Annotated in this window: 24 protein-coding genes and 1 pseudogene; 16 read left to right on the top strand and 9 right to left on the bottom strand. The window is 73.5% G+C overall.

Going from position 1 to position 24,811, the window contains the following annotated elements:
- Window positions 1-320: 320 nt before the first annotated feature.
- The 6 genes from QE401_RS09685 (at window position 321) to QE401_RS09660 (ending at window position 7,259) form a co-directional block, all read left to right on the top strand.
- Entirely contained in the window at window positions 321-824 is a 504-nt protein-coding gene (locus QE401_RS09685; protein ID WP_007002410.1) for a (2Fe-2S)-binding protein, read from the top strand.
- 76 nt (window positions 825-900) lie between these two features.
- Window positions 901-3,306: a xanthine dehydrogenase family protein molybdopterin-binding subunit gene (locus QE401_RS09680; RefSeq protein ID WP_307138001.1), complete on the top strand. Its 2,406-nt coding sequence runs from the start codon at window positions 901-903 to the stop codon at window positions 3,304-3,306.
- Window positions 3,307-3,317: 11 nt separating this feature from the next.
- Window positions 3,318-4,109 carry an FAD binding domain-containing protein gene (locus QE401_RS09675; protein WP_307138000.1) on the top strand — a complete coding sequence of 264 codons (792 nt, stop codon included), beginning with the start codon at window positions 3,318-3,320 and terminating at the stop codon, window positions 4,107-4,109.
- 268 nt (window positions 4,110-4,377) lie between these two features.
- On the top strand, window positions 4,378-5,169 hold the full coding sequence (locus QE401_RS09670) for a cold-shock protein (RefSeq protein ID WP_256021441.1): 792 nt from the start codon (window positions 4,378-4,380) through the stop codon (window positions 5,167-5,169).
- A gap of 236 nt (window positions 5,170-5,405) precedes the next feature.
- Complete coding sequence (locus QE401_RS09665) at window positions 5,406-6,161, top strand: hypothetical protein (protein ID WP_307137999.1); 756 nt, start codon at window positions 5,406-5,408, stop codon at window positions 6,159-6,161.
- An 84-nt stretch (window positions 6,162-6,245) separates the two neighbouring features.
- On the top strand, window positions 6,246-7,259 hold the full coding sequence (locus QE401_RS09660) for a Bug family tripartite tricarboxylate transporter substrate binding protein (RefSeq protein WP_307137998.1): 1,014 nt from the start codon (window positions 6,246-6,248) through the stop codon (window positions 7,257-7,259).
- A gap of 51 nt (window positions 7,260-7,310) precedes the next feature.
- On the opposite strand, the gene QE401_RS09655 is transcribed toward QE401_RS09660, so the two are convergent.
- Window positions 7,311-8,060 (bottom strand): SDR family oxidoreductase, encoded by a 750-nt coding sequence (locus QE401_RS09655; protein WP_307137997.1) that lies wholly within the window; start codon window positions 8,058-8,060, stop codon window positions 7,311-7,313.
- Between the two features lie 135 nt (window positions 8,061-8,195).
- Here QE401_RS09655 and QE401_RS09650 point away from each other — a divergent pair, with 135 nt between their 5' ends.
- Window positions 8,196-8,882, top strand: coding sequence for a hypothetical protein (locus QE401_RS09650; protein WP_307137996.1), 687 nt, complete (start codon window positions 8,196-8,198; stop codon window positions 8,880-8,882).
- A gap of 84 nt (window positions 8,883-8,966) precedes the next feature.
- Here QE401_RS09650 and QE401_RS09645 read toward each other — a convergent pair whose 3' ends face one another.
- The 4 genes from QE401_RS09645 to QE401_RS09630 form a co-directional block, all read right to left on the bottom strand.
- Window positions 8,967-9,743: an HD-GYP domain-containing protein gene (locus QE401_RS09645; RefSeq protein ID WP_307137995.1), complete on the bottom strand. Its 777-nt coding sequence runs from the start codon at window positions 9,741-9,743 to the stop codon at window positions 8,967-8,969.
- A 39-nt stretch (window positions 9,744-9,782) separates the two neighbouring features.
- The gene (locus QE401_RS09640; protein ID WP_307137994.1) at window positions 9,783-11,945 is read right to left on the bottom strand and encodes a response regulator; all 2,163 of its coding nucleotides are present in this window, start codon (window positions 11,943-11,945) and stop codon (window positions 9,783-9,785) included.
- Between the two features lie 60 nt (window positions 11,946-12,005).
- Window positions 12,006-13,019, bottom strand: coding sequence for a family 8 glycosyl hydrolase (locus QE401_RS09635; protein WP_307137993.1), 1,014 nt, complete (start codon window positions 13,017-13,019; stop codon window positions 12,006-12,008).
- A gap of 191 nt (window positions 13,020-13,210) precedes the next feature.
- Window positions 13,211-14,506, bottom strand: coding sequence for an O-antigen ligase family protein (locus QE401_RS09630; RefSeq protein ID WP_307137992.1), 1,296 nt, complete (start codon window positions 14,504-14,506; stop codon window positions 13,211-13,213).
- A gap of 177 nt (window positions 14,507-14,683) precedes the next feature.
- Between QE401_RS09630 and QE401_RS09625 the strand changes: the two genes are divergently transcribed.
- The 4 genes from QE401_RS09625 to QE401_RS09615 all read left to right on the top strand — a co-directional run bounded on the left by QE401_RS09625 (window position 14,684) and on the right by QE401_RS09615 (window position 17,357).
- Window positions 14,684-15,235, top strand: a complete 552-nt coding sequence (locus QE401_RS09625; RefSeq protein ID WP_307137991.1) for a DUF2585 domain-containing protein — start codon at window positions 14,684-14,686, stop codon at window positions 15,233-15,235.
- Between the two features lie 251 nt (window positions 15,236-15,486).
- A complete protein-coding gene (locus QE401_RS23080; RefSeq protein WP_475638082.1) occupies window positions 15,487-15,681 on the top strand; it encodes a hypothetical protein in 195 nt (64 codons plus the stop codon).
- Window positions 15,668-16,306, top strand: a complete 639-nt coding sequence (locus QE401_RS09620) for a metallophosphoesterase (RefSeq protein WP_475638081.1) — start codon at window positions 15,668-15,670, stop codon at window positions 16,304-16,306. Before QE401_RS23080 ends, QE401_RS09620 begins: the two co-directional genes overlap by 14 nt.
- A gap of 46 nt (window positions 16,307-16,352) precedes the next feature.
- Entirely contained in the window at window positions 16,353-17,357 is a 1,005-nt protein-coding gene (locus tag QE401_RS09615) for a glycosyltransferase family 4 protein (protein ID WP_307140215.1), read from the top strand.
- An 82-nt stretch (window positions 17,358-17,439) separates the two neighbouring features.
- Here the strand turns inward: QE401_RS09615 and QE401_RS09610 are convergent, their stop codons facing one another.
- The 3 genes and pseudogenes from QE401_RS09610 to QE401_RS09600 form a co-directional block, all read right to left on the bottom strand.
- Window positions 17,440-17,640, bottom strand: coding sequence for a hypothetical protein (locus QE401_RS09610; protein WP_307140290.1), 201 nt, complete (start codon window positions 17,638-17,640; stop codon window positions 17,440-17,442).
- Between the two features lie 124 nt (window positions 17,641-17,764).
- A pseudogene (locus QE401_RS09605) lies at window positions 17,765-17,947 on the bottom strand (rRNA adenine N-6-methyltransferase family protein); the annotation flags it as partial.
- 355 nt (window positions 17,948-18,302) lie between these two features.
- Window positions 18,303-18,611, bottom strand: coding sequence for a NepR family anti-sigma factor (locus QE401_RS09600; RefSeq protein WP_307137990.1), 309 nt, complete (start codon window positions 18,609-18,611; stop codon window positions 18,303-18,305).
- A gap of 130 nt (window positions 18,612-18,741) precedes the next feature.
- Here QE401_RS09600 and QE401_RS09595 point away from each other — a divergent pair, with 130 nt between their 5' ends.
- Window positions 18,742-19,605, top strand: coding sequence for a sigma factor-like helix-turn-helix DNA-binding protein (locus tag QE401_RS09595; RefSeq protein ID WP_307137989.1), 864 nt, complete (start codon window positions 18,742-18,744; stop codon window positions 19,603-19,605).
- A 112-nt stretch (window positions 19,606-19,717) separates the two neighbouring features.
- Entirely contained in the window at window positions 19,718-19,879 is a 162-nt protein-coding gene (locus QE401_RS09590) for a hypothetical protein (RefSeq protein WP_307137988.1), read from the top strand.
- A 36-nt stretch (window positions 19,880-19,915) separates the two neighbouring features.
- Here QE401_RS09590 and QE401_RS09585 read toward each other — a convergent pair whose 3' ends face one another.
- Entirely contained in the window at window positions 19,916-21,310 is a 1,395-nt protein-coding gene (locus QE401_RS09585) for a sensor histidine kinase (RefSeq protein WP_307137987.1), read from the bottom strand.
- A 384-nt stretch (window positions 21,311-21,694) separates the two neighbouring features.
- Here QE401_RS09585 and pstS point away from each other — a divergent pair, with 384 nt between their 5' ends.
- The 3 genes from pstS (at window position 21,695) to pstA (ending at window position 24,800) form a co-directional block, all read left to right on the top strand.
- Window positions 21,695-22,744: a phosphate ABC transporter substrate-binding protein PstS gene (gene pstS, locus QE401_RS09580; RefSeq protein WP_307137986.1), complete on the top strand. Its 1,050-nt coding sequence runs from the start codon at window positions 21,695-21,697 to the stop codon at window positions 22,742-22,744.
- 189 nt (window positions 22,745-22,933) lie between these two features.
- Complete coding sequence (pstC, locus tag QE401_RS09575) at window positions 22,934-23,890, top strand: phosphate ABC transporter permease subunit PstC (protein WP_307140214.1); 957 nt, start codon at window positions 22,934-22,936, stop codon at window positions 23,888-23,890.
- 4 nt (window positions 23,891-23,894) lie between these two features.
- Window positions 23,895-24,800 (top strand): phosphate ABC transporter permease PstA, encoded by a 906-nt coding sequence (pstA, locus tag QE401_RS09570; protein ID WP_307137985.1) that lies wholly within the window; start codon window positions 23,895-23,897, stop codon window positions 24,798-24,800.
- Window positions 24,801-24,811 lie beyond the last annotated feature (11 nt).

Here is a 24,811-nt window from a genome sequence, read left to right as displayed (position 1 = left end):
GCTGAAAGTCTTCTTTTTCTGAAGAAAAAGAACTTCTTTCAGTTTGGCGTCCCGCCTCAGGCCCGAAGCGGGACGCCAACTGAAAGAAGGTTTTTGGTTCTTTTTTCAAAAAGAACATGAGCTTCTGAATCCTGCGGGCCGGGGAGGGGAACCTCTCCGGCCCGCTTGCGTCGCACTTCATTTGCGACTAAATCTCAATCGCGATCGAATCGCACCCGTTCTTCACCATGCCCCCGCTTGACGGGCCGCTGCCGCTTGGATGACCCTTCCCGCCAGGGACGCCGCGTCGCGCGGCGCCGTCTGCATGGGGGAGACGCGGCATGCCGCAAGTCACGCTGACCGTGAACGGCAAGAGCCACAGCATCGAGGTCGAGGCACGCACGCTGCTGGTCGAGGCACTGCGCGAGACGCTGCGCCTGACCGGCACGCATGTCGGCTGCGACACCAGCCAGTGCGGCGCCTGCGTGGTGCATCTGGATGGCGAGAGCGTGAAGTCCTGCACCATCCTGGCGGTGCAGGCGGATGGCGGGTCGGTGACCACCATCGAGGGGCTGGCGGCGGCCGATGGCACGCTGCACCCGATGCAGGAAGCCTTCCGCGAGTATCACGCGCTGCAGTGCGGCTTCTGCACCCCGGGCATGGTGATGAGCGCCATCGACCTGGTGAACAAGCACCCGCAGGGCCTGTCCGAGGCCGAGATCCGCGAGGGGCTCGAAGGCAATATCTGCCGCTGCACCGGCTACCATAACATCGTGAAGGCCATCGCCGCGGCCGCCGAGGTGATGCAGGGCCGCGCGGCGGAGGTGGCGCGCGCCGCCGAGTAAGCCGCCGCGACCCGTCTGCGACCGGCCGCCATAAGGCCGGCGTGACACCGAACACACGCCTTGGGAGGCGAAGTCCATGAATGTCACCCTGCCCTTCGAGGGGATCGGGGCCAGTGTGAGGCGCAAGGAGGATCTGCGCTTCCTCTCCGGCCGCGGCCAGTACACGGACGACATGAACCGTCCCGGCCAGCTGCATGCCTGGATCCTGCGCAGCCCCCATGCCCATGCGCGGATCGACGGCATCGACACGGCGGCCGCCGCCGCCATGCCGGGTGTCGCCGCCATCTACACGGCGCGCGACATCGAGGCGGCGGGGCTGGGCGGCATCCCCTGCGGCTGGCAGGTGACCGGCAAGGGCGGCAAGGTGATGGCCGAGCCGATGCACCCGGTGCTCGCCAGCGGCAAGGTGCGCCATGTGGGCGACCCGGTCGCCGTCGTCATCGCCGAGAGCAAGGCGCAGGCGCGCGACGCGGCGGAGGCGATCGAGGTCCGCTACACCACGCTGCCGGCGCTCTCCACCATGGCGGCGGCGCTGGCGCCGGGCGCGGCCGCGCTGCATGACGACGCCGCGGACAATATCTGCTTCGACTGGGAGATCGGCGACGCGGCGGCGACCGATGCGGCCTTCGCCCGCGCGCACAAGGTGGTGCGCTTCGAGACCACCAACAACCGGCTGGTGCCGAACGCCATGGAGCCGCGCGCGGCGCTGGGGGATTACGACCCCAATAGCGGCGAGCACACGCTCATCACCACCAGCCAGAACCCGCATGTCATCCGGCTGCTGATGGGCGCCTTCGTGCTGAAGGTGCCGGAGCACAAGCTGCGCGTGGTGGCGCCCGATGTCGGCGGCGGCTTCGGCAGCAAGATCTACCATTATGCCGAGGAGGCGATCGTCACCTGGGCGGCGGCGCAGCTGAAGCGCCCGGTGAAATGGACCGCCGAGCGCACCGAGAGTTTTCTGTCCGACGCGCATGGCCGCGACCATGTCACCACCGCCGAGCTGGCGCTGGACCAGGATGGCACCTTCCTCGGCCTGCGGGTTTCGACGCTGGCCAATATGGGCGCCTATCTCTCGACCTTCGCGCCCGCCGTGCCGACCTATCTGAGCGCCACGCTGCTGGCCGGCGTCTACCGGACGCCGGCGATCCATGGCCAGGTGAAGGCGGTCTTCACCTCCACCGTGCCGGTCGATGCCTATCGCGGCGCGGGGCGGCCGGAGACCACCTATCTGCTGGAGCGGCTGGTCGATGTCGCGGCCAGGGAGATGGGGATGGACCGGCTGGAGATCCGCCGGCGCAATTTCATCCGCCCCGACCAGTTCCCCTACCAGACGCCGGTCGCGCTGCAATATGACAGCGGCGATTACGAGGCGACGCTGAAGGGCGCCATGGAGGCCGCCGATTATGCCGGCTTCGAGGCGCGGCGCGCCGAGGCCCGCGCGCGCGGCAAGCTGCGCGGCATCGGCATCTCTACCTATCTGGAGGCCTGCGGCATCGCGCCGTCGAAGCTGGTGGGCTCGCTCGGCGCCCGGGCGGGGCTCTATGAGGTCGCCAATATCCGCGTCCATCCCACGGGCAGCATCTCGGTCTTCACCGGCACGCACAGCCATGGCCAGGGGCATGAGACAACCTTCGCCCAGCTGGTGTCCGAGCAGCTCGGCGTGCCGCTGTCGCAGGTCGAGATCGTGCATGGCGACACCAGCAGGATCCCCTTCGGCATGGGCACCTATGGCTCGCGCTCGCTGGCGGTGGGCGGGGCGGCCATGGTCAAGGCGATGGACAAGATCATCGCCAAGGGGAAGAAGATCGCCGCCCATCTGCTGGAGGCCTCGGTCGAGGATATCGAGTTCGACCGTGGCACCTTCCGCGTCGCCGGCACCGACCGCGCCAAGACGCTGACCGATATCAGCATGGCGGCCTATGTGCCGCACAACTACCCGATCGACGAGATCGAGCCCGGGCTGGAGGAGACCGCCTTCTACGACCCGAAGAACTTCACCTATCCGGGCGGCTGCCATATCTGCGAGGTGGAGATCGACCCGGATACGGGGGAGGTCGCGGTGGTCAATTTCACCGCCTGCGACGATGTCGGGCGTGTGATCAACCCGATGATCGTCGAGGGGCAGATCCAGGGCGGGCTGGCCCAGGGCATCGGCCAGGCGCTGATCGAGCACACCGCCTATGATGCCGACGGCCAGCTGCTGACGGCGAGCTTCAACGACTACGCCATGCCGCGCGCGGCCGATCTGCCGGGCTTCGCCGTCTCCACCGCCACCACCCTCTGCACCCACAACCCGCTCGGGGTGAAGGGCTGCGGCGAGGTCGGCGCCATCGGCTCGCCGCCCGCGGTGATCAACGCCGTGGTGGATGCACTGCGTGACCATGGCGTGACCCATGTCGAGATGCCCGCGACACCGCTGAAGATCTGGTCCATCATCCATGGCAAGGGGGCGGCCCAGCGCCAGCCCCAGGCCGCCGAGTAGGGAAGCGCGCGATGTATGATTTCGCCTACCACAAGCCGTCCAGCATCGCGGATGCGGTGAAGCTGCTGAGCGAGGATCCGGACGCCAAGCCGATCTCCGGCGGCATGACGCTGCTGCCGGCGCTGAAGCACCGGCTGAACCGCCCGACCGCGCTGATCGACCTCTCCGCCATCGCCGAGCTGCGCGGCGTGAAGCAGGAGGGCAATGCGCTGGTGATCGGCGCCATGACCAAGCATTTCGAGGTGGCGACCAACCCGCTGGTGATGGCCTCGATCCCGGCGCTCGCCAAGATGGCCGCCAGCATCGGCGACACCCAGGTGCGCAACCGCGGCACGCTGGGCGGCAGCCTGGCCAATAACGACCCGGCTGCCGACTACCCCTCGGCCGCGCTGGCGCTGGGTGCGACCTTCATCACCGACCGGCGCAGCATCCCGGCCGATGATTTCTTCCTGGGCATGTTCACCACGGCGCTGGAGCCGGGCGAGCTGCTGGTCGCCGTCTCCTTCCCGATTCCGGAGAAGGCGGGCTATGCCAAGCTGCGCAACCCGGCCAGCCGCTATGCCATGACCGGCGTCTTCGTGGCCAAGGGGCCGCAGGGCGTGCGCGTCGCGGTCAATGGCGCCGCCGCCTGCGTCTTCCGCCAGACCGAGATGGAGGCGGCGCTCGCCGCCAACTGGTCGGCCGATGCCATTGCCGGGGTGAAGCAATCGCCCGACGACCTGAACAGCGACATCCATGGCAGCGCCGAGTATCGCGCGCATCTGGTCAATGTCATGGCGCGCCGGGCCCTGGCCGAGGCCTGAGCCCCGCGGCGGCGACCGACACGGCGCGGCGGGGGCGACCCCGCCGCGCTTTTTGTTGGCCTCCGCGCCGCCCGGCGGGGTAGGAGGAGGCTCCGGGCCGGCCCTGAGACGGGGCAGGGGCCCCCTCATGCGGATCGCGCGCAGATATTGCGTGCTCTCCCTGCCGAACCGCATCGATTCGACTAGCATTCGCAGCCCGGGGGTGCGAGGATATGTGCGCCGGTCCTGCATCCCGCGGGGTCGCACACTTTTACGGATATAAGACGCAGTGCTTCCGGATAACGATTCGCAGGGCAGCGCCGGGGCCATCGAGGCCGAGGTCAAGTGGTACAACGGCCGCAAGGGGTTCGGCTTCGTGCTGGGCCCGGACGGCCAGGACGTGTTCTTCCACGCCTCGGCCCTGACCGAGGCGGGAATTGAGCCGCCCGAGACCGGCGACAAGCTGGTCTGCGAGATCGGCACGGACCGCCAGGGCCGCCGGCTGGTCACCAAGATTTTCGAGCGGAAGCTGGGCCCGGGCGCGCCGGCCGGTGACCGCCCGCGCCGCGACTTCGGCGGCGACCGTGGCGGCTTCGGCGATCGTCCGCCGCGCCGCGATTTCGGCGACCGTCCGCCGCGCCGTGACTTCGGCGACCGCGGCGGCTTCGGCGGTGGCTTCGGCGACCGTCCGCCGCGCCGTGATTTCGGCGCCCCGGGCGGCTTCGGCGGTGGCTTCGGCGACCGTCCGCCGCGTCGCGATTTCGGCGACCGTGGCGGCTTCGGCGGTGGCGATCGCGGCGGCTTCGGCGCCCCGCGCAGCTTCGGCGACCGTCCGCCGCGCCGCGATTTCGGCGGCCGTGACGAGGGTGGCCCGACCGAGTCGGTCTCCGGCACCGTCAAGTGGTTCGACCAGGTGCGCGGCTTCGGCTTCGTCACCCCGGATGATGGCGGGGCCGATGTGTTCCTGCACTCCTCCGTGCTGCAGCGCGCCGGCAAGCAGGATGTCCAGCAGGGCGAGAAGCTCTCCCTGGAGGTCCGCCAGGGCCAGCGCGGCCGCCAGGCCGTCATCCTGAAGGGCTGATCCGCCCTTCCGGCTGGGTTTCGGGAACCCCCGGCGCCGCGAGGCGCCGGGGGTTTTCCGTTCTCCGGCCCCCTCCACGCGGCATGCTGCGTGGCCTTCATCCTTCCTTCAGCCTTTTCCCGGCAGAGTGGCGCAATGGCCGGGCAGGGGCCGGGCACGCCGCAGGGCGGGCCGGGGCGCCGCGGAGCAACCGACCAGGATGGGCCGGCCGGCAACGGCTGAAGGGAAAGACGACCATGGCAATGGACACATCCTCCTCGCGGCCGGGCGGCCCGGCCGGGATGATGCCGGCGGGGCTGGCGGGCCTCGGCGCGGCCCTGGCCAGCGCGGGGCCGGCGCCGATCGGCCCGGCGCCGGGTCATCTGGCGGAGCTCGACCAGCTGCTCAACACCGGGCGGCAGCTCAGCAGCGCCAAGGCGCTGCTCGATGTCATCGGCCAGGTGATGGACGATGTCGCCCTGCTGACGGATGAGGCCGGGCGGGTGCTGAACCTGCTCTGCGAGACCAGCCTGCCCGAAAGCTCCTGGGAGCCGGCGGTGCTGCGCTACCGCCACGCCTTCCATGAGATCCTGGCGCTGCTGGCCGCCTCCCGCAATGTCGGCGCCATGCTGCTGCAGGGCCAGCCGGATCCGGAAAGCGGCCTGGCGCTTTCGCTGCAGCGCATGGACGGCATCGCCGGGCTGCTGCCGCGCGCGCCGACCGACCGGCGTGAGGCGATGCAGAACCTGCCGCATTTCGAGCGGGTGCGCATGGCGGTCGACGAGGCGCGCGACAGCTTCACGCTGGAGCGCCGCCAGGTCGAGGCGCAGCTGGCGATGAATCTCGAACGGCTCGACCATGAGAATGAGGCGATGGGCGCACTTGAGGATACGGATCTGACCAAGGAGGCCTCGCGGCTGCAGGCGCTGCAGATCCGCCAGCAGCTGGCCGGCCATGCCATTGGTTTGGGCGCGCTGGTGCCGCGCTGCCTACAGGATTTGCGCGGCGCGTAGCCCGGCGCAACATTCCGGGGCGGCAGCGGGTTTTCCGCCGGTGCCGGGCGAGGCTAGCCTTCGCCCGCATCGGTGGAGGTTCCCTTGACGACACGTCGCGCGCTTCTCGGCGGCCTGGCAGGCATGCTGCTGGCCCCGCTCCTGGCTGCTCTCGCCCCGCAGCCGCTCCAGGCGCAGGAGGCCCCCTGGCCGAACCGCCCCATCACCATCATGGGCGGCTTCCCGAATGGCTCGGGCGTCGACATCTATGCCCGCAAGCTGGCCGAGCCGCTGACCCGCGCCCTGGGCGTGCCGGTGGTGGTGGACAACCGCACCGGCGCCGGCGGCAACATCGCCAGCGACCTGGTCGCCAAGGCGCGGCCGGATGGCTATCTCTTCCTCTTCGGCACGGCCGGCACCCACGCCATCAATGCCAGCCTCTACCGCAACCTGTCCTTCGACCCGGTGAAGGACAGCACGCCGATCGCGCATCTGGGCGATGTGCCGAATGTGCTGACCGTCAGCCCGGAGAAGCGGCCGCAATTCGCCAGCTGCCAGGATCTGGTGCAGGCGGCGCGGGCGCGGCCGGGGGCGCTGAACTACGCCTCCACCGGCAATGGCGCCTCCACCCATCTGGCCGGCGCGCAATTCGCCCAGGTGGCCGGGCTCGACCTGGTGCATGTGCCCTTCCGCGGCCAGCCGGGGGCGCAGACCGCGCTGCTGGCCGGCGATGTCGACCTGTTCTTCAACCAGTCCGGCCCGGCCATCGGCTATATCCAGCAGGGCCAGGTGCGCGGCCTGGCGGTGACCACGGCGCAGCGCCTGCCGGCCCTGCCCAACGTCCCGACGGTGGCCGAGGCCTGCGGCCTGCCCGGCTTCGACAGCAGCACCTGGTACGGCATCTTCGCGCCCCCCGGCCTGCCGGAGCCGATCCAGGCGCGGATGAATGCCGAGATCCAGAAGATCATCACCGCGCCGGAATTCCGGCAGTGGCTGGTCGACACCCAGGGCATCACCCCCTCCACCCTGACCACGCCGGCCCAGTTCCGCGCCGTGCAGGAGCGCGACATCGCCCGCTGGGCGGAGGTGGTGCGCCGCTCCGGCGCCCAGGTGGACTGACGCGAAAAGGGGGCGGGATCCCTCCCGCCCCCTGCCGCCGAAGCCCCCGGCTCAGCCGCGGCCGATGAAGGGCATCTTCGTCGCCATGACGGTGACGAACTGGATATTCGCATCCAGCGGCAGCGACGCCATGTGCAGCAGCGTCTCGCCGACATGCGCCACATCCATGCGCGGCTCGGCCAGCATGCTGCCATTGGGCTGCGGCACGCCGCGAATCATGCGCTCGGTCATCGGCGTCGCGGCATTGCCGACATCGATCTGGCCGCAGGCGATGTCCCATTTCCGCCCATCCAGGCTGAGCGACTTGGTCAGCCCGGTGATGGCGTGCTTGGTGGCGGTGTAGGGCGCCGAGCCCGGGCGCGGCGCATGCGCGCTGATCGAGCCATTGTTGATGATGCGCCCGCCGCGCGGCGATTGCCGCTTCATCAGCGCATAGGCCTCGCGCGCGCAGAGGAAGGCGCCGTGCAGATTCGCCGCCACCACGCCGAACCAATCCTCGTCGCTGATCTCGTCGAAATCGACCGAGGGGCTGCCGCGCCCGGCATTGTTGAACAGCAGGTCCAGCCGGCCCCATTTCGCCTCGACGGCGGCGAACAGCGCCTTCACCGAGGCCGCGTCGCCGACATCGGTGGGCACCGCCAGGCAGCGCGGGGCGGCCTCGCCGGCGGCGTCGATGGTCTCCTGCAGCGCCTCCGCCCGGCGGCCGGCCAGCGCCACCTGCCAGCCGGCGCCCAGCAGCGCCAGCGCGGCGGCGCGCCCGATTCCGCTTCCCGCGCCTGTGACCACGGCGATCTTGCTCATGGAGTGTCCTTCCATCATGTCATGGGCCTTGAACAGCCTTGGCGGCCAGCCTGCGGCCGGCGGCGCGGCCGCGCAAGCCACCGGCCCCGCTCCAGTTGCCCATCCCTGGCCGAGATGGCCGCCGGAGGAACCCCGATGCCGCATCGCCGCCCCGCTTCCTCCCGCCCCGGCTTTTCGCGCCCCGCCTTTTCCTGCCAGGCCTTTTCCCGCCAGGCCGGGGTCATCGCCGCCGCGCTGCTGCCTGGCCTGCTGCTCGCCGGGCCGCCGGCGGTGGCCGACACCGCCCCCGCGCGGCTGCGCCCGGCGCGCGACGTCGCCGTGCTCTACCGGGTGCAGGGCGGCAATCAGGGGCCGCAGCAGGTGCCGGCCGCCTGGCTGGCCGCGCAGCAGCGGCTGCGGGTGGAGCCGCCGGGCCTGCCGGGCTGGATCCTGGCCGATGTGCCCGCGGGGCGGGCGCAGATGGTGATCGACGCCACCCGCATGGTGGTGCGCATGCCCGGCCAGGGGCCGATCCCGATGCTGGACCAGCTGCCGCCCGGCGCCCGCATGGAGCGCGCCGGCAGCGCCACCGTGGCCGGGCTGCGCTGCGACAATTGGCGCGTCACCGCGCGCGAGGGCCAGGGCGAGATCTGCCTGACGCCGGATGGCGTGGCGCTGCGCGCCAGCGGCACGCATGACGGCAAGAGCGGCAGCCTGGAGGCGCTGCAGGTGACTTACGGCCCGCAGGACCCGGCGCGCTTCCAGGTGCCGCCGGGCTACCAGCCGGTGTCGCTGCCGCAGGGCCTGCCGCCGGGGCTGATCCCCGGCCTTGGCGGGCGCTGATCGCCCCCCTGTTCGCCGGGCCCTGATCGCCGGGCCCTGATCGTCGGACGCTGAGCGGCAGGCGCCGAGCCCCGAAGCCGGGCCTCAGCGCGGCCCGGGCGGCAGGCCCAGCGCGTGCTCCAGCAGGGGCGAGGGCAGCTGCCCCGCCATCGCCGCGCGCCAGCGCGGCGGCGCCTCCTCCAGCCCCAGCCCCGCCTCCAGCGCCGGCGCCAGATCATCGGTCATCAGCGCCGCATAGGCCGGGTCGAATTGCCGCCCGGCGCAGGCGCGGATCTCGCGCAGCGCCGCCGGCAGGTCGAGATGCCGGCGATAGGCGCGGCCGGGCTCGATCATCGCCACCAGCGAATCGGCGACGCAGGCGGCGCGCACCAGCGGCGGCAGGGCGGTGCCGGCCAGGCCCTGCGGATAGCCGGCGCCGTCCCAGCGTTCATGGTGATGCCGCGCCACGGCGACGACATCGGCCGGGAAGCCCAGCGCCGCCAGCGTCTCCGCCCCCGTCTCGGGATGCGCGCGCATGCGGCGCATCTGCGCCTCGGTCAGGCGGCGGTCGGATTCGAGCAGCCCGACCGGCAGGAACAGCTTGCCCAGATCATGCAGCAGCCCGGCGGCGGCGACCCGGGCGGGCTCCCCCAGCGCCTCGGGCCGGCGGGCGCGGATCGCCAGCAGCACGGTCGCGACCCGCACCGAATGGTCGGCGGTCGGCGGGTGGTGCCGGCGCAGCGCCGCCAGCAGGCGCAGGCTCTGCCGCGTCAGCCCATCCTGCCAGGGCGGGGCGGAGGGCTGGCCCGCGGAGGGGCCGGGCGGCGGGTCGAGGGGCGGGGCGGCCGCGCCGGCCGCGTCGAGGGTCATGCTGTGGCTCACGGCATCGGCATCATGCGGCCATGGCCCGGGCGGGGGGCATCATATCGTTGTGCGCGGGACCAGCAGCTCCTGCAGCCGGCGCTGCAGCTGCGGCAGCGGGCAGGGCTTGGGCAGCAGCGGCAGCGCGTCCGGCGCCTCGGCCAGGCCGGCGGCGAAGCCCGAGATCAGCAGCACCGGCAGCTGCGGCCGGGTGCTGCGCATCGCCCGCGCCAGGCCGACGCCGCTCATGCCGCCGGGCAGCACCACATCGGCCAGCAGCAGGTCCGGCGCCGCGCCCTCGGCCAGGGCGCCGAGCGCCGCCGGCGCGTCCGGCACGGCGGTCACCGCATAGCCCAGGCCGCGCAGCGTGGCCGCCAGCTGGTCGCGCAGCGGATCCTCATCCTCGACCAGCAGCAGATGCGCCGGCCGCGCCGCGGGGGGCGGCGGCGCCTCCGGGGCGGCAGGGGCGGGCAGGGCCGGCTGCGGCAGAGGCTGCAGGCTCAGCGCCACGCCCTCGCCGGCCGGCCAGGCGCGCAGCAGCGCCTCGCCGCCCTGCGGCAGGGCCAGGCGGAGCCGCGCCGGCGCGCCGCTGGCGGCGACGCGCTGCAGCGCGGCGAAGGGCTCCGGCGCCGCCAGGCAGGGGCAGGCCTGCCACAGGCCGGGCGGCGCGCCGCCGGGGGCGCTGGCAGGCAGCAGGGCACGGCCGGCGCGGTTGGCCAGCACCACCTGCCAGGTGAGGTCGGCCAGCAGCACCGGCTCCTCCAGCGCGTCCAGCGCGGTGGTGGCGCGGGCATGGCCGGCCTCCTCGCGGCGCAGCGCGGCCAGCATCGCCTCGAAGCGGGCGCGGTGGTGCAGCGCGCCCTCGGCCATGCGGGCCAGCGGCACCAGCGCCTCGCGGTCCTGCGGCCCGAAGGGGGTCGCGCCGGCCACCAGCAGCATCAGCCCGAGCGGCGTGCCGCCGACGCCGCGCAGCGGCAGGCAGAGCGCATCGGGCAGGGCGCTGCCGGGCAGGGCCGGCAGGGCGACCGGCGCCTCCGCCCCCTGCAGCGCCGGCTCGGCGGCCAGCGCCAGCAGGCGGGATTGCTGGTCGGGGGAAAGGCCATGCCGCTCGGCCAGGCTGACCGCCGGCGGCGCGCCGCGCAGCAGCAGGATGGCCATGCGCGCATCGGCCGCCTGGCGCGCCAGCGGCGCCAGCCGCCCCAGCAGCGCCTGCAGGTCCAGCGTGGTCAGCCCGGCGGCGCCGGCCGCCACCGCGTCCAGCCGGCGCGTCGCGTCGCGCCGCGCCGCCAGCTGCCGCTCCGCCTGGCGCAGCAGCAGCAGCCCGGCCACCGCCGCGGTCAGCAGCGCCAGCGCGGCCAGCGCCAGGCTCCAGCGCGCCTGGTGCCGCCAGGGGGCCAGGATGGCGGCCTCGCTGCGCGCCGTCAGCAGCAGCGCCGGCAGGCCGGGCAGGGCGGTCGCCACCGCCTTCAGCGGCGCGCCGCCGGCCGCGCCCTCGCCGGGCAGGGCGGCCAGGCGGCCGGACCAGGAGAGCGGGCTGGCCTGCAGCACGGCGGCGGCGTCGAGCCCGGGCCAGGCCTGGCCGAGCCCGGCCGGGCGGGCCGGATGCGCCGCCAGCAGCCGCCCCTCGGCATCCAGCAGCGCCACCTGGATGCGCTCCGGCAGATCCAGCGCCGCATAGCCGCCCTCGATGCTGCGCAACGGCAGCAGGGCGATGGCCAGCGCGCCCTGGGGCAGGCCGCGCCACAGCGGCAGCAGCGGCCCGATGGTGGCGCGCAGCGGCTGGCCGAGGCCGGGCGGCGCTCCCGCCGCCTGGCGCCGCAGCGCCTCCAGCGCGCCGCGCTCGAAGCCGGCGAGATAGGCGGCGGCGCGCGGCGTGGCCAGCGGCGCGGCGCCCGGCGGCAGCACCAGCAGCGCGACGCCGGGGGGCAGCAGCGACTCGCGCAGCGCCAGGGCGGTGGGGATCTCGGCCGAGGGCAGCTCGGCCAGGCTGGCCAGCGCCTGCTCCAGCCCGCGCAGCTGGCTGGCACTGCGATCGGCCAGCACGGCGGACCAGGCGGTCAGCGCCAGCTGCGCCCGCTGCAGCACATCGCGCCGGTCGGCGGCCAACTGCAGGGCGAGCACGCCCAGCACCACCGCCGCCGCCAGGCCGCCCAGCAGCAGGCCGAGCCGCCGCCAGGGGCCGAGCGGGCCCGCATCATTCGCCGTGGGAGGGGCCAGGGACATCGACATCCATTCCGCCGCGAAAGCGCCGCCACCGGGGCCGGTCCGGGCCGGCCCCGCGGCTCACGCCATGGGCGGGCGCTCGAAGGCGGCCAGGCGCGACAGCAGCGTCAGCGCGGCCGGATAATAGTCGCTCGCCGCGTTGACGGGGGGAAGATCGCGCGCCCTTGCCGCCGGATCGGCCACCAGCAGCGCGATGGAGCGCATGCCGGTGTCGGCGGCATAGGGGGCGATGCTGTTGGCGGTGAACTCGGTCCAGGCCGGCATGCCGCCGGGGAAGGCGGTCCAGAAGGAGAGCGCGGCCTGCGCCGCCGGCTCATCCTGCCGCCCGGCCCAGCTCAGATAGAGCGGCACGCGGATCGCGTCGTAGGAGAAGCGCGGCGGCCAGCCCCAGGCCGGGCGCGGCCGCTGGCCATCGGCCAGCCGCACCCAGTCCGCCGGCAGGCCCCAGCGGCCGAAGCGGGCATCGCGCAGCAGCTCCAGCCCGTTGCGGTGCAGCTCGTCCCAGCGCCCCTCGGGGTGCAGCTGGGCCAGCACCGGGAAGGCGGGGAAGATGTAGTAGGAGGGGTTCACCACCACATAGCCGGGATGCTGGAAGCCGAAGGCGGCGGGCAGCAGCACGGCGCGGCCATCGACATCGCGCACGCAGAGCCGGTGCAGATCCTGCGCGATCGCCCGCGCCTCCTCGCGCAGCTCGGGCCGCTTCCAGCGATGCGCCGCGCGGCTCAGCGCCCAGGCGATGAAGATGTCGCCATCGGTGGCGTTGTTGGTGTCCTCGACGGCGCGCGGCCGGTCGGGCTTCCAGCTCCAGGCGGTCAGCGAATCATAGGGGCGGCGCAGCTCGCGCCGGGTCCAGCGATAGATCAGGTCGAAGGCCGGCTGGTCGTCATAGGCGGTGGCCAGCACCAGCGCCCAGCCCTGGCCTTCGGAATGCGAGACATTGCGGTTGCCGGTGTCGATGATGCGGCCGGAGGGCTCGAGATAGCGGCGCTTGAACTCGGCCCATTCCTCCTGCCCGCCCAGGGTCGGCGTGCCGCGGAACTCGGCATGGCCGGGCAGGCGGGGCACGGCCGTCATCACTGCGGTGCAGAGAGCGAAGAGGCTGCGCCTTCCGAGCGGCGACATGGTGCTGCCTGAGCGGTCCTGTCCGGGCGCGCGGGGAATCCGCGCGCTTTCGATAGAACAACGTTTACCTTTGCACCTTATGCGAGCACAAGTCCGAGAGGCACCTTTTATGCGTGCAGGCCGGACAGGGGCTGCGCGGGGCTTCAGGACGGTCGCGACAACCCTCGGTTGCCGGCCGCCGCGGCGTCACCCGGTGCCGGGGTGCGGCCCGCCAGCGCCAGGCCGATGGCGAGCGCCAGGCCCAGGCTGCACAGCCACCAGGGCTGCCAGGCGCCGAAGCTGGCCAGGAAGGTGACGAAGCCCGAGGCCAGCGCGCCCAGCGCCCCGGCCGGCAGGGCCAGCCGCCCCGCGGCCAGGCCCAGCAGCAGCAGGGCCAGGGCCGCCAGCACGGTGCCGACCCAGCCCAGCTCCAGCCGGATCTGCAGCGGGCCATTGTGCGGATGCAGCGGCATCACCGTCAGATGCGGCGCGGCGAACCATTGCAGCAGCGCCGGGCTGCGCACGCCGAGCGCCGCCAGATGCGCGGGGTCGGGGGCCGCGTCGCCGCCCGGGATGGCGCGGGCCGATTCCATGCCCCAGCCCAGCAGCGGCTTCTCCGCCGCGCGCTCCAGCCCGAATTGCCAGATCACCAGCCGGTGGATGGCCGAGGGCGGCAGCCGCTCCACCACCGGCGCCACACGCTGCAGCGCCGGCCCCAGCGCCAGCGGCACCGCCAGCAGCACCGCCGCCATGGCGGCGCCCAGCGCCAGGCCGAGGCCGCGCCCGCCGCGCGGCCAGGCCAGCGCCAGCAGCGCGACCGCCAGCCCGGCCAGCGCCGCCAGTTTGGCGGTGTCGCCCGGCAGCACCAGCAGCAGGAGGGTGCCGGCCAGCAGCAGCAAGGCGCGCCAGCGCCGCGCCCAGGGGGCGCTGGCCAGCAGCGGCAACAGCAGCGCCATCACCGACACCGCCGGCTTCAGCCCGAAGGCCAGCTGCGGCGGGATCTCCTTCAGGCCGCGCACGGCGGCGCGCAGGGCGGAGCCGCTGAGATGGTCGAACAGCGCGGCGGCCAGGCCGAGGGCCAGGCCCGCCAGCAGGGCGCGCGCCAGGGCGGTCGCCGCGCCGGGTTCCCGCCGCAGCGCCGTGCCGACGGCGGCGGCCAGCAGCAGGATCCCCGCCAGCGAGGCCGCCTCCCGCACCGAGCGCGCGGGCTCCGGCGCCCAGAGGCCGGTGAGCGCCGCCCAGAGGGCCAGCGCCAGCCCGGCCGCCAGGGCGGCGCCGCCGGGCCGCGGCCAGCGCCCCTGCCGCCAGCGCGCCAGCGCCAGGCAGGCGGCCAGCGCCACCAGGCCGAGCGGCGCCATGGCCTTGGATTGCAGCACCGCCACCAGCGGAGCGAGCAGCGCGGCGAGCAGCAGCGGCGCCGCCGGCCCGCGCCAGGCGGAGCGGGAGGGCAGGCCGCTCACGCGCTGATCCGCGCGCGGCAGGGTGAGGTGCAGGACGCCGCGCCCCGGCTATGCTGGGCCATGGCCGCCGGCGCGGCGGTCCGCTGGAGAGGGGAGAGGCGCATTGTCGATGGTCCTGCTGCGGCGCTGCGGGGGCGCAGTCTATGCGCGCCGCGCCTCTGCCCCAAATCGCCGCGCATGAGGCGCTCCCTGCTCGCGGTGCTGGGCATCGCGCTGGTCATGGCACTGGTGCTCTATGCCATGGGCCGCAACCCGATCTGCGAATGCGGCCATGTCTCGCTCTGGCACGGCGCGGCGAATGATGCCGGCACCTCGCAGCACATCGCCGATTGGTACACGCCGTCGCACATCCTGCACGGGCTGATCTTCTACGCGCTGCTGGCCTGGCTGCTGCCGCGCCGCCCCGTCGGGCTGCGGCTGGTGCTGGCGGCGCTGGTCGAGGCCGCCTGGGAGATCGCCGAGAACAGCCCGGCGGTGATCGAGCGCTACCGCAGCGCCACCGCGGCGGCGGGCTATACCGGCGACAGCATCCTGAACTCGGTGGCCGATTATGGCTGGATGCTCTTCGGCTTCTGGCTGGCGGCGAAGCTGCCCTGGCGGGTGTCGCTGCTGCTCGGCCTGGCGATGGAGCTGGTGGCGCTGATCGTCATCCGCGACAATCTGACGCTGAACGTGCTGATGCTGCTCTGGCCGGTGCCGGCGATCCGCGACTGGCAGGCGGGCCTCTAGCAGGCGGGTCTCTGGCAGTCGGGTCTCTGCCAGTCGGGTTTCCGGCAGTCGGGGCTTCGGCCGGCGGGGCTTGAGCCGGCTGCACGCCGTGGTTGCGCGGCCACGATCGGCGCTCGCGCCCTGATCGCTGGCAAAACGTCACGCCGGTGTCACGGCATCGTCGCATGGCTCGGATATGGGCTTGCCCGCACGCAACGCCCCGGCTGCCCGGCGGACTCGCCGGGGCCGGGGACCAGCCGAGGGAAGCCGGCATGACCCCGAGCCCCGCCCCGCGCCGCTACCGCGCCCTGTTCATCTCGGACACCCATCTCGGGCAGCGCGGCTGCCGCGTCGACCTGCTGCTCGACTTCCTGTCCCGCGTCGAATGCGACCAGCTCTATCTGGTGGGTGACATCATCGATGGCTGGCGGCTGCGCCGCTCCTGGTACTGGGATGCCGGGGCATGACCAGGTGATCCGCCGCATCCTGGCCATGGCGCGCGCCGGCACCCGCGTCACCTACATCCCCGGCAATCATGACGAGGTGTTCCGCGACTGGGCCGGGCCGGAATTCGAGATCGCCGGGGTCTCGCTGGTGCGGGAGGCGATCCATGTCGCGGCGGATGGGCGGCGCTTCCTGCTGATCCATGGCGACGAGTTCGACAGCGTGGTGCGCTATGCCACGCTGCTCGCGCATCTGGGCGACTGGGCCTATGACGCGGCGCTGGCGCTGAACCGCTGGTTCAACGCGGTGCGGCGGCGGCTGGGCTATCCTTACTGGTCGCTCAGCCAGTGGCTGAAGCGCCAGGTGAAGGAGGCGGTGAAGGCGATCGACCGCTTCGAGGTGGCGCTGGCCGAGGAGGCCCGCCGCCGCGGCGTCGATGGCGTCATCTGCGGCCATATCCACCATGCCGAGATGCGGCAGGTGAACGGCATCCTCTACATGAATGATGGCGACTGGGTGGAGAGCTGCACCGCCCTGGTCGAGCATGATGATGGCCGCTTCGAGCTGATCGACTGGGCGGCGGAGCAGCGCCGCCGCCATGGCGCGCCGCGCGCCCTGCCGGCGCCGGTGGCCGCCGCCAATGCCTGACGGCAGCGGCTACATCCCGGTGCGGCAGGGGGCGGGGCAGCGGGCGATGCGGCTGCTGATCGTCAGCGATGCCTGGACGCCGCAGGTGAATGGCGTGGTGCGCACCCTCGGCATGGTGGCCGAGACGCTGCGCGAGGGCGGCGACACGGTCGAGGTGATCGGCCCCGACCGCTTCCCCGCCTTGCCGGTGCCGGGCGAGCCCGGGCTGCGGCTGGCGCTGTTCCCGCGCCGGAAGCTGGCCGCGCTGGTCGAGCGGGCGGCGCCGGAGGCGGTGCATATCGCGACCGAGGGCCCGCTGGGCTGGGCGATGCGCGGGCTGTGCCGGGCGCGGGGCTGGCGCTTCACCACCGCCTTCCACACCCGCTTCCCGGATTACCTGGCGGCGCGGTTCGGCCTGTCGCCACGCCTGTCCTGGCCGGTGCTGCGGCGCTTCCACGCCGCCGGCGCCGGCACCTTCGTCGCGACCGAGGCGCTGCGGCAGGAACTGTCGGCGCAGGGTTTCGGCGGGTTGCGCCACTGGTCGCGCGGCGTCGACACGGCGCTGTTCCGCCCCGACCTGCCGCAGGCCTTCCCCGGCCTGCCGCGCCCGATCTTCCTGCATGCCGGGCGGCTGGCGGCGGAGAAGAACATCGAGGCGTTTCTCTCGCTCGACCTGCCGGGCAGCAAGGTGGTGGTGGGCGACGGGCCGCTGCGCGCCAGCCTGCAGCGCCGCTTCCCGGCGGCGCATTTCACCGGCTTCCGGCATGGCGAGGCGCTGGCCGCCTGCTATGCCTCGGCCGATGCCTTTGTCTTCCCCTCGCGCACCGACACCTTCGGGCTGGTGCTGCTGGAGGCGCTGGCCGCCGGCACGCCGGTGGCGGCCTATCCGGAGGCCGGCCCGCTGACCGTGCTGGGCGATGCCCCGGTGGGCGCGCTGGATGAGGATCTGCGCGCCGCCTGTCTGCGCGCCCTGGCGATGGACCGCGCCGCGTGCCGGGCGCGCGCCGAGGGCTTCTCCTGGCAGGCCTGCGCCGCGCAGTTCCGTGCCCAGCTGGTGCCGTTGCAGGGCTGATGCCGGCCGCCAGCGGCGGCCGGCCCTGACAGAAAGGAAGGGGGTGCAGGGGGAACACTTTTCCCCCTGCCTTTTTTTGTGTCTACGCCACCGGCGTGTAGCGCCAGACGCTGGCCGGCGGGAAATTGCGCGGTGTCCAGGCTTCGCGCCGCGCCGCCAGCCCGAGCTTCCGCCAGGGAAGGGGCGAGGTGATGCAGTAGCTGTAGAGCAGGAAGCCGCGCCCCGGTGCCACGCTCTCGACGCTGTCGAGGAAGGCGCGCTGGCGTTCCAGCGGCAGCAGCACCAGCGGGATGCCGCAGATGGCGGTGCCGATGCGCCCCCTGGGCCTCGGCCGGGATGCAATCGGCCAGGGCGAAGGCGTCGCCGCAGACCACGCGCACGCCGGGCAGGGTGCGGCGCAGATGCGCGGCCATGTCGGGCACGATCTCCACCACCACCAGCCGTTCGGGCGGCACGCCCTGTTCCAGCAGGGCGCGGGACAGCACGCCGGTGCCGGCGCCCAGCTCCAGCACGTAATCCTGCGGCCCGCGCTGCACCCGTTCGGCGATGCGGCGGCAGAGGCTGGGGGAGGAGGGGACGATCGAGCCCATCTGCAGCGGGTTGGCCATCCAGCGGCGCAGGAACAGCGCCGCATTCGCGGTGTGGCGGGCGGGAGAGGGCGGCAGGGGGTTGGACGGCAACGCGTCGGGCATTCCGTGACTCCGCGATGAAGCGTCGCAGGCTTTGGACCCACGATGGCGTCAGGCGCGTGGCGGAAGGGTGACACTCCGGCGAAGCTGCGGCGGCGGCGGCGCGACGGGGCCGCCCCCAGGGCGGGCGGGCGGCGGCATCCCGCCGCCGCCTGATGCGTTGCAGGGCAGGAGCGCGGGCAGGCAGGCCCGGGCGATGGACCCTGCCCGGCGGCCGCGACGCGGCGCCCGGGTCATGGGTGCGGCGGTGAAAGGCTCAGTGGGATGGCGAGCGGAACCGGCGCAGCAGGGCGACGAGATGGGCGGGCAGCGGCTCCTGCTCGGCCTGGTGATAGGCCTCGCGCACCCGGTCATCGATCCATTTGCGGGCGGCGTCCGGCGTTTCGGCGCCTTCGGGCGGCGCGTCCGGCGGCCCGGCGGGGGGCGCCCCGGCCTGGGCCGCGGGCGCGCCGGCGCCCGGCTGCCCGGCCTGCGGCGGCGTCTGGCGCGGCGCCGGAGCGGCCACGCCCTCCGGGCTGGCCTCGTCCTGCGAGGGGGGCGCGGCGGCGCCGTTCTTGGTGGTCACGAGGAAGCCTCACGCATTCTTGTGGGAGCTTAGCGATTTTTCGCGGCCGGCTCGACTGGAAAAACCGGTTCCACGCGGGATCGTGCCCGCGGGACATGCGGAATCGCGCCGCATGGCCGGGGAGGAGGGGATGAGGCTGACCTTCGAGGAGGCCAGCGCCTTGCTGCTGCGGCTGCGCCGCTATGCCCGCGCGGCGGTGGAGACGCAGATGCTGGCCGAGCGCGCCATGGAGGCGGCGCTGCACCAGCTGCTGGACGAGATGGAGCGCGGCCCGCCCGCCGATACGCCGCCGCGGCTGCTGCTGTTCCGCGCCTTCCACGACCAGCTGCGCGTGGCCGAGGCGTCGGCGCCGGCGCTGGAGGCTGCGCTGGGCCCGCTGGCGCAGCGCGCCCAGGCCGCGCTGACCGAGGAGGCGCTGCCCGAGGCGCTGGCCCGGCAATGGCTGCGCCGCCGGCTGCAGGGCCTGCCGGCGCAGCGGCGGCAGGCCCTGCTGCTGCACCATCTGGAAGGCTTCGGCACCGAGGAGGTGGGCTGGGTGCTGCGGCGCGGCGCCGGCTGGGTCGGCCGGGCGCTCTCGGCCAGCTGGACCGGGCTGCGCGTCGCCGCCGGGGCCGAGGTGGTGATCCTGGAGGATGAGGCGGTGACCGCGCTCGACCTCGCCTTGCTGATGCGCGAGCTCGGCCACCAGGTGCGCGGCATCGCCAGCACCCCGCGCGAGGCCGAGCTGCTGCTGGCCGGGCCGCCGCCGGACCTGATCCTGTCCGACCTGCAGCCGCGCGGCATCTGGCTGACGCCGCCGCCGCGGGTGCCGATCGTCTATGTCACGGCGCGGCCCGAGGCGGCGCCGCGGCCGCTGCGCGGCGAGGGGCCGCTGCGCCACACCGAGGCCGGCGCGCCGGTGCTGGTGGTGGCCAAGCCCTTCAGCGTCAGCCGGCTGAGCATGGCGGTGTATGACGTGCTGGCGGCGGCGGCGCGGCAGCGCCCGGCCGGCTGAGGCGGCGCCGCGTCCCGCAGGCCCGCCGCCGGGGCGCCTGCAACCCGGGTGGCCCCGGCGGGGTTGCTTCCCCCAGGGGCGGCACACCGTCCCCCGGACAAGGAGAGCCAGCATGGCCGAGCAAGACTCCAAGCAGAAACCGCAGGCGAGCGAGACGGAACGGCAGCTCGACAAGGAGCTGAAGGACACCTTCCCCGCGAGCGACCCGCCCTCCACCGCCAAGCCCGGCAGCGCCACCGGCTGGGAGCCGGCGGAGGACAGCAAGAAGCGCTGAGCCGCGCCGCCGCGCGGCCCGGCCACCCCGCCGGGATCAGCCCCGCCCGTATCCGGGCGGGGTTTTCTCATTGCCGGCGCGCGGGAAGCGGATGCGGATGCGCGAAGGCGGCCCGGCCTCCAGCGCCAGGCTGCCGGCCAGCTGCTGGGCGGAGGATTGCAGCAGCAGCAGGCCGAGCCCGCCCTCGCCGAAGGTGAAGCGGGCGGGCAGGCCGCGCCCGTCATCCTCCAGCAGCAGCTCGGCCTCCGACTCGCCGAGCGTCAGGCGCAGCGACAGGGTGCCGGCCTCGCCCTCCGGCCAGGCATGGCGCAGCGCATTGTCCAGCCCCTCGCACAGCGCCAGGCCGAGCAGCAGGGCATGGTCGGTGGCCAGCAGCAGCGGCGCCACCTCCAGCCGCAGCGCCGGCGCCGGGCGGCGCGGCGAGCCCGCCAGCACCGCCTGCGCCAGGCCGGGCAGATAGGCCTCCAGCCGCACCGCGCCATCGACCGCGGCGGGGTAGAGATCGGCATGCACCAGGGCCATGGATTGCACCCGGTGCAGCGCCGCCTCCAGCGCCGGCACCGCCGCCGGGACGGCCTGGCGCTGCTGCAGGCGCAGCAGGCTGATCATCAGCTGGAAGGTGTTGCGCACTCGGTGCACCAGCTCGCGGTTCAGCGTCTCCTGCCGGGCCAGGGCGGTGTCGCAATCCTGCCGGGCCTGCTTGCGGGCGTCGATGTCGAGCAGCACGCCGCGCTGGCCGCCATCCGGCTGCGGCTCGCCCACCAGCTCCAGCCAGCGCGTGCCGCCGCCGGGCAGCAGGGCGCGGAACTCCGCCCGCAGCGGGGTGCGGCCGCCATGGGCGCGGCGCAGCGCCTCGCGCAGCGGCTCGACATCCTCCGGGCAGAGCAGGGTGTGGAAGCGGCCGGTGCTGATCGGCGCCGCCTCGGCCGGGCGCTGCAGCAGCGCCCAGGCGGAGGGGGAGAGGCGCAGCGCGCCGCCGCCGGAGAAGGATTGCCAGCTGCCGGCGCCGGCCAGCGCCTCCAGCCGGCGCTGCCGCGCATGCAGCCGCCGCTCGGCCTCCAGCCGCTGGCGCAGCAGCCCGGCCAGCCCGGCCACCAGCAGGCCGGCCGGCAGCAGCCCGGCCAGCAGCGGCAGCCGCGCCATGCCCGGGCTCAGCAGCAGCAGCAGCGCCTCGCCCAGCAGCATCAGCAGCACGGCGCCGGCGCCGCCCGACACCCCGCCGGCCAGGCCGGCGGCGGCCAGCGGCAGGATCGCCAGGGCCGGGGCGAAGCCGGGGCCCAGCGCGGCGGGCAGCGGCACGCCATGCAGCAGCAGCAGCGCCAGCCCGGCACCCACCGGCGCCGCGGCCCAGGCGGCGGCGCGGGAGGAGGCCGGGGGCAGCCAGGAGAGCAGCATCCCGCCCGGCGGCGCCTCGCTCACCGGCCGCGGCATGGGGCGGGGTCCGGGGCGGGGGCGCCGACTCGCCCGGCATGGCGTTGCGGGCGGGGGGCGGTCAGGGCGGCCGGGCGGGGCATGGGCGCGGCGTCACGGAACATGGCGGGCAAGGGCCTGCTGCGGTGCGTCAGGGTCTCACTTGCCCCCAACAACCCGCCCTGAGGGGGGCGGTTGCAGGATACCCGTCCGCCGCGCCGGGCGGGGACCGACAGGCGGCCCCGCTTGTCCGGATGGCTGCCCAGGGCCGGTGGTGTCATCGAAGCTTCATAAAAGTGAAATCGAAGCGTCGTGGCGGTGTCCTAGAAGGCGCCTCGACCGAACCGGCCCTGCGGGAGCCCCTGGCGACAAGGCCCGGGGGCAGGGGCCCAAAGACGGAGAGATATGGTGAGCAATCGGCTTCTGGCCCTGGCGGCCGGCCTCGTGGCGACGATCGGCCTCTCGATGGGGGCCGCCGCGCAGCAGGCCACGATCACCGGGGCGGGTGCGAGCTTCCCGAACCCGCTGTACCAGAAGTGGGGCGAGGCCGCTCGCTCCGCCATCAATGTGCAGCTGAACTACCAGTCGGTCGGCTCGGGCGCCGGCCAGGCGCAGATCCGCAACCGCACGGTGGATTTCGGCGCCTCCGACGCGCCGATGACGGCCGAGCAGCTGCAGGAGCACAACCTGCTGCAATTCCCGGCCACGATGGGCAGCCTGGTCGCCATCGTGAACATCCCGGGCGTCGAGATGAACCAGATGCGCCTGACCGGCGAGATCCTGGCCGACATCTATCTGGGCAAGATCACCAAGTGGAACGACCCGAAGCTGGTCGAGATGAACCCGGGCGTGACCCTGCCGAACCTGGCGATCGCCCCGGTCTATCGCGCCGATGGCTCGGGCACGACCTTCGTGTGGGTGTCCTACCTCTCGGCCGTCTCCAACGAGTTCAAGGGCCGCGTCGGCGTCGGCACCTCGGTGCGCTGGCCCGCCGGCACCGGCGCCCGCGGCAATGAGGGTGTCGCCGGCACCGTCCGCAACGTGCGCGGCGCCATCGGCTATGTCGAGCAGGCCTATGCCGAGCAGAACCACCTGACCACGACGCAGCTGCGCAACCGCGCCGGCAACTATGTGACGCCGACGCCGGAGGCCTTCCAGGCCGCCGCCGCCAATGCCGACTGGACCGCGCCGAACTTCGCCGCCAGCCTGATCGACACCCAGGGCGAGAGGTCCTGGCCGATCGTCTCGCCGACCTTCATCCTGCTGCCGAAGAACCCGCAGGATGCGACCCGCGCCCAGAACGTGATGCGCTTCTTCGACTGGGCCTTCCGCTCGGGCGACCAGACGGCCACCGAGCTGGACTACATCCCGCTGCCGGAGAGCGTCGAGAACGCCATCCGCGCCGCCTGGGCCGAGATCCGGGTCGATGGCCGCGCCCTCTGGCCGGCGCAGTAAGCTGAACCACCGGGCGGGGCCGGCCTTGGCCCCGCCCGCTGCGGCCTGGCGCCGCAGCCGGAGAACGGGCGGGGCCGGCAGGTTCCGCCCGCTTTCGCGGATCGGCCGGGGCGGTTATGCCCCGACCCACCCCTCCCACCGGACCCCCGGAGCTTGACCTTGCAGCAGGCCGCAACCCCCACCGCCGAGATGGCGCCGCCCGGACGGGCGCTCAGCCGCGGCAAGAGCTCGGGCGCGCTGGGCGACGCCATCTTCGCCGCCGCCTGCCGCAGCGCGGGGGTGTTTGTCCTGCTGCTGCTCGGCGCCATCATTCTGGAGCTGTTCCTGGGCGGGCTGCAGGCCTTCCGCACCTTCGGCCTGTCCTTCGTCAGCTCGACGGAATGGGACCCGGTGCAGGAGGTGTTCGGCGCCGGCGTGTCGATCTACGGCACCGTCATCACCGCCGTGCTGGCGCTGGTGCTGGCCGTGCCGCTGGCCTTCGGCGTCGCCTTCTACCTGACCGAGCTGGCCCCCGCCTGGCTGAAGCGCCCCGTCGGCACGGCGGTCGAGCTGCTCGCCGCGGTGCCCTCGATCATCTACGGCATGTGGGGCTTCTTCCTGATCGTGCCCTTCATGGCGCAGACGGTGCAGCCCTTCGTCATCGACACGCTGGGCGAGCTGCCCTTCATCGGCTTCCTCTTCGCCGGCCCCCCCTTCGGCACCGGCATCTTCACCGCCGCGCTGATCCTGGCGATCATGGTGCTGCCCTTCATCGCGGCGACCATGCGCGACGTGTTCGAGACGGTGCCCCCGGTCTACAAGGAGAGCGCCTACGGCCTCGGCTGCACGCAGTGGGAGGTGGTGCGCAGCGTCGTGCTGCCCTACACGCGGATCTCGGTGGTGGGCGGCATCATGCTGGGCCTCGGCCGGGCGCTGGGCGAGACCATGGCGGTCACCTTCGTCATCGGCAATGCCAACCGCATCTCCACCAGCCTGTTCGGCCCGGGCAACACCATCGCCTCGCTGGTCGCGCTGGAATTCGGCGAGAGCGAGCTCGGCAGCCTGAAGCTCTCGGCCCTGCTGGGGCTCGGCTTCATCCTCTTCGTCATCTCCTTCATCGTGCTCGCGGCGTCGCGCTTCCTGCTGCGCCAGCGGCTGAAGGCCTGATCCCATGAGCGCCTCCACCCTGCCGCAAGGCACCCCGGACCGGCTGCAGAGCGGCCCGGCCAAGGACATGAAGGTCGCGGCCGCGCTCGGCCGCCGCCGCCGCGCCGTGGCGCTGGCGGTGAAGCTGGCCTGCTACGGCGCCACCGGCATCGGCCTGGCGCTGCTCTTCTCGATCCTCGGCACGCTGTTCTGGAACGGCTTCGCCGCGCTGGAGCTGAAGGTGTTCACCGAGGTGACGCGCCCGCCGGGTTCCGGCGGCGGCCTGCTGAACCCGATCATCGGCAGCCTGATCCAGACCGCCATCGGCACCGCCGTCGGCACGCCGATCGGGCTGCTGGTCGGCACCTATCTCGCCGAATACGCCAAGGCCTCGCCGCTGGCGAATGCGGTGCGCTTCGTCTCCGACATCCTGCTCTCGGCGCCCTCCATCCTGATCGGGCTGTTCGTCTACCAGATCCTGGTGGTGCCCTTCGGCGGCTTCTCCGGCTGGGCCGGCGCGGCGGCGCTCGCCGTCATCGTCATCCCGATCGTGGTGCGCACCACCGAGGACATGCTGCGCCTGCTGCCCGACACGCTGCGCGAGGCGGTGATCGGCCTCGGCGCGCCGAAATGGAAGATGGTGACGCTGGTCTGCTGGCGCGCCGCCGCCTCGGGCATCGTCACCGGCGTGCTGCTGGCCGTCGCCCGCGTCGCCGGCGAGACGGCGCCGCTGCTGTTCACCTCGCTCGGCAATCTGAACTGGTCGCTCAGCCTCTCGGCGCCGATGTCCAGCCTGCCGGTCACCATCTTCTCCTATGCCGGCTCGCCCTATGAGGACTGGATCGCCCTGGCCTGGGCCGGCGCCCTGATCATCACGCTCGGCGTGCTCGGGCTCAACATCGCGGCGCGCAGCCTGCTGCGCCGGAAGTGAGGACACAGATG

The sequence above is a fragment of the Pseudoroseomonas cervicalis genome (assembly GCF_030818485.1).
GTDB classification, from domain to species: domain Bacteria; phylum Pseudomonadota; class Alphaproteobacteria; order Acetobacterales; family Acetobacteraceae; genus Pseudoroseomonas; species Pseudoroseomonas cervicalis_A.
The sequence above is the reverse complement of the archived record's forward strand: the minus strand, read 5'-3'. Positions and strand labels throughout refer to the sequence as shown.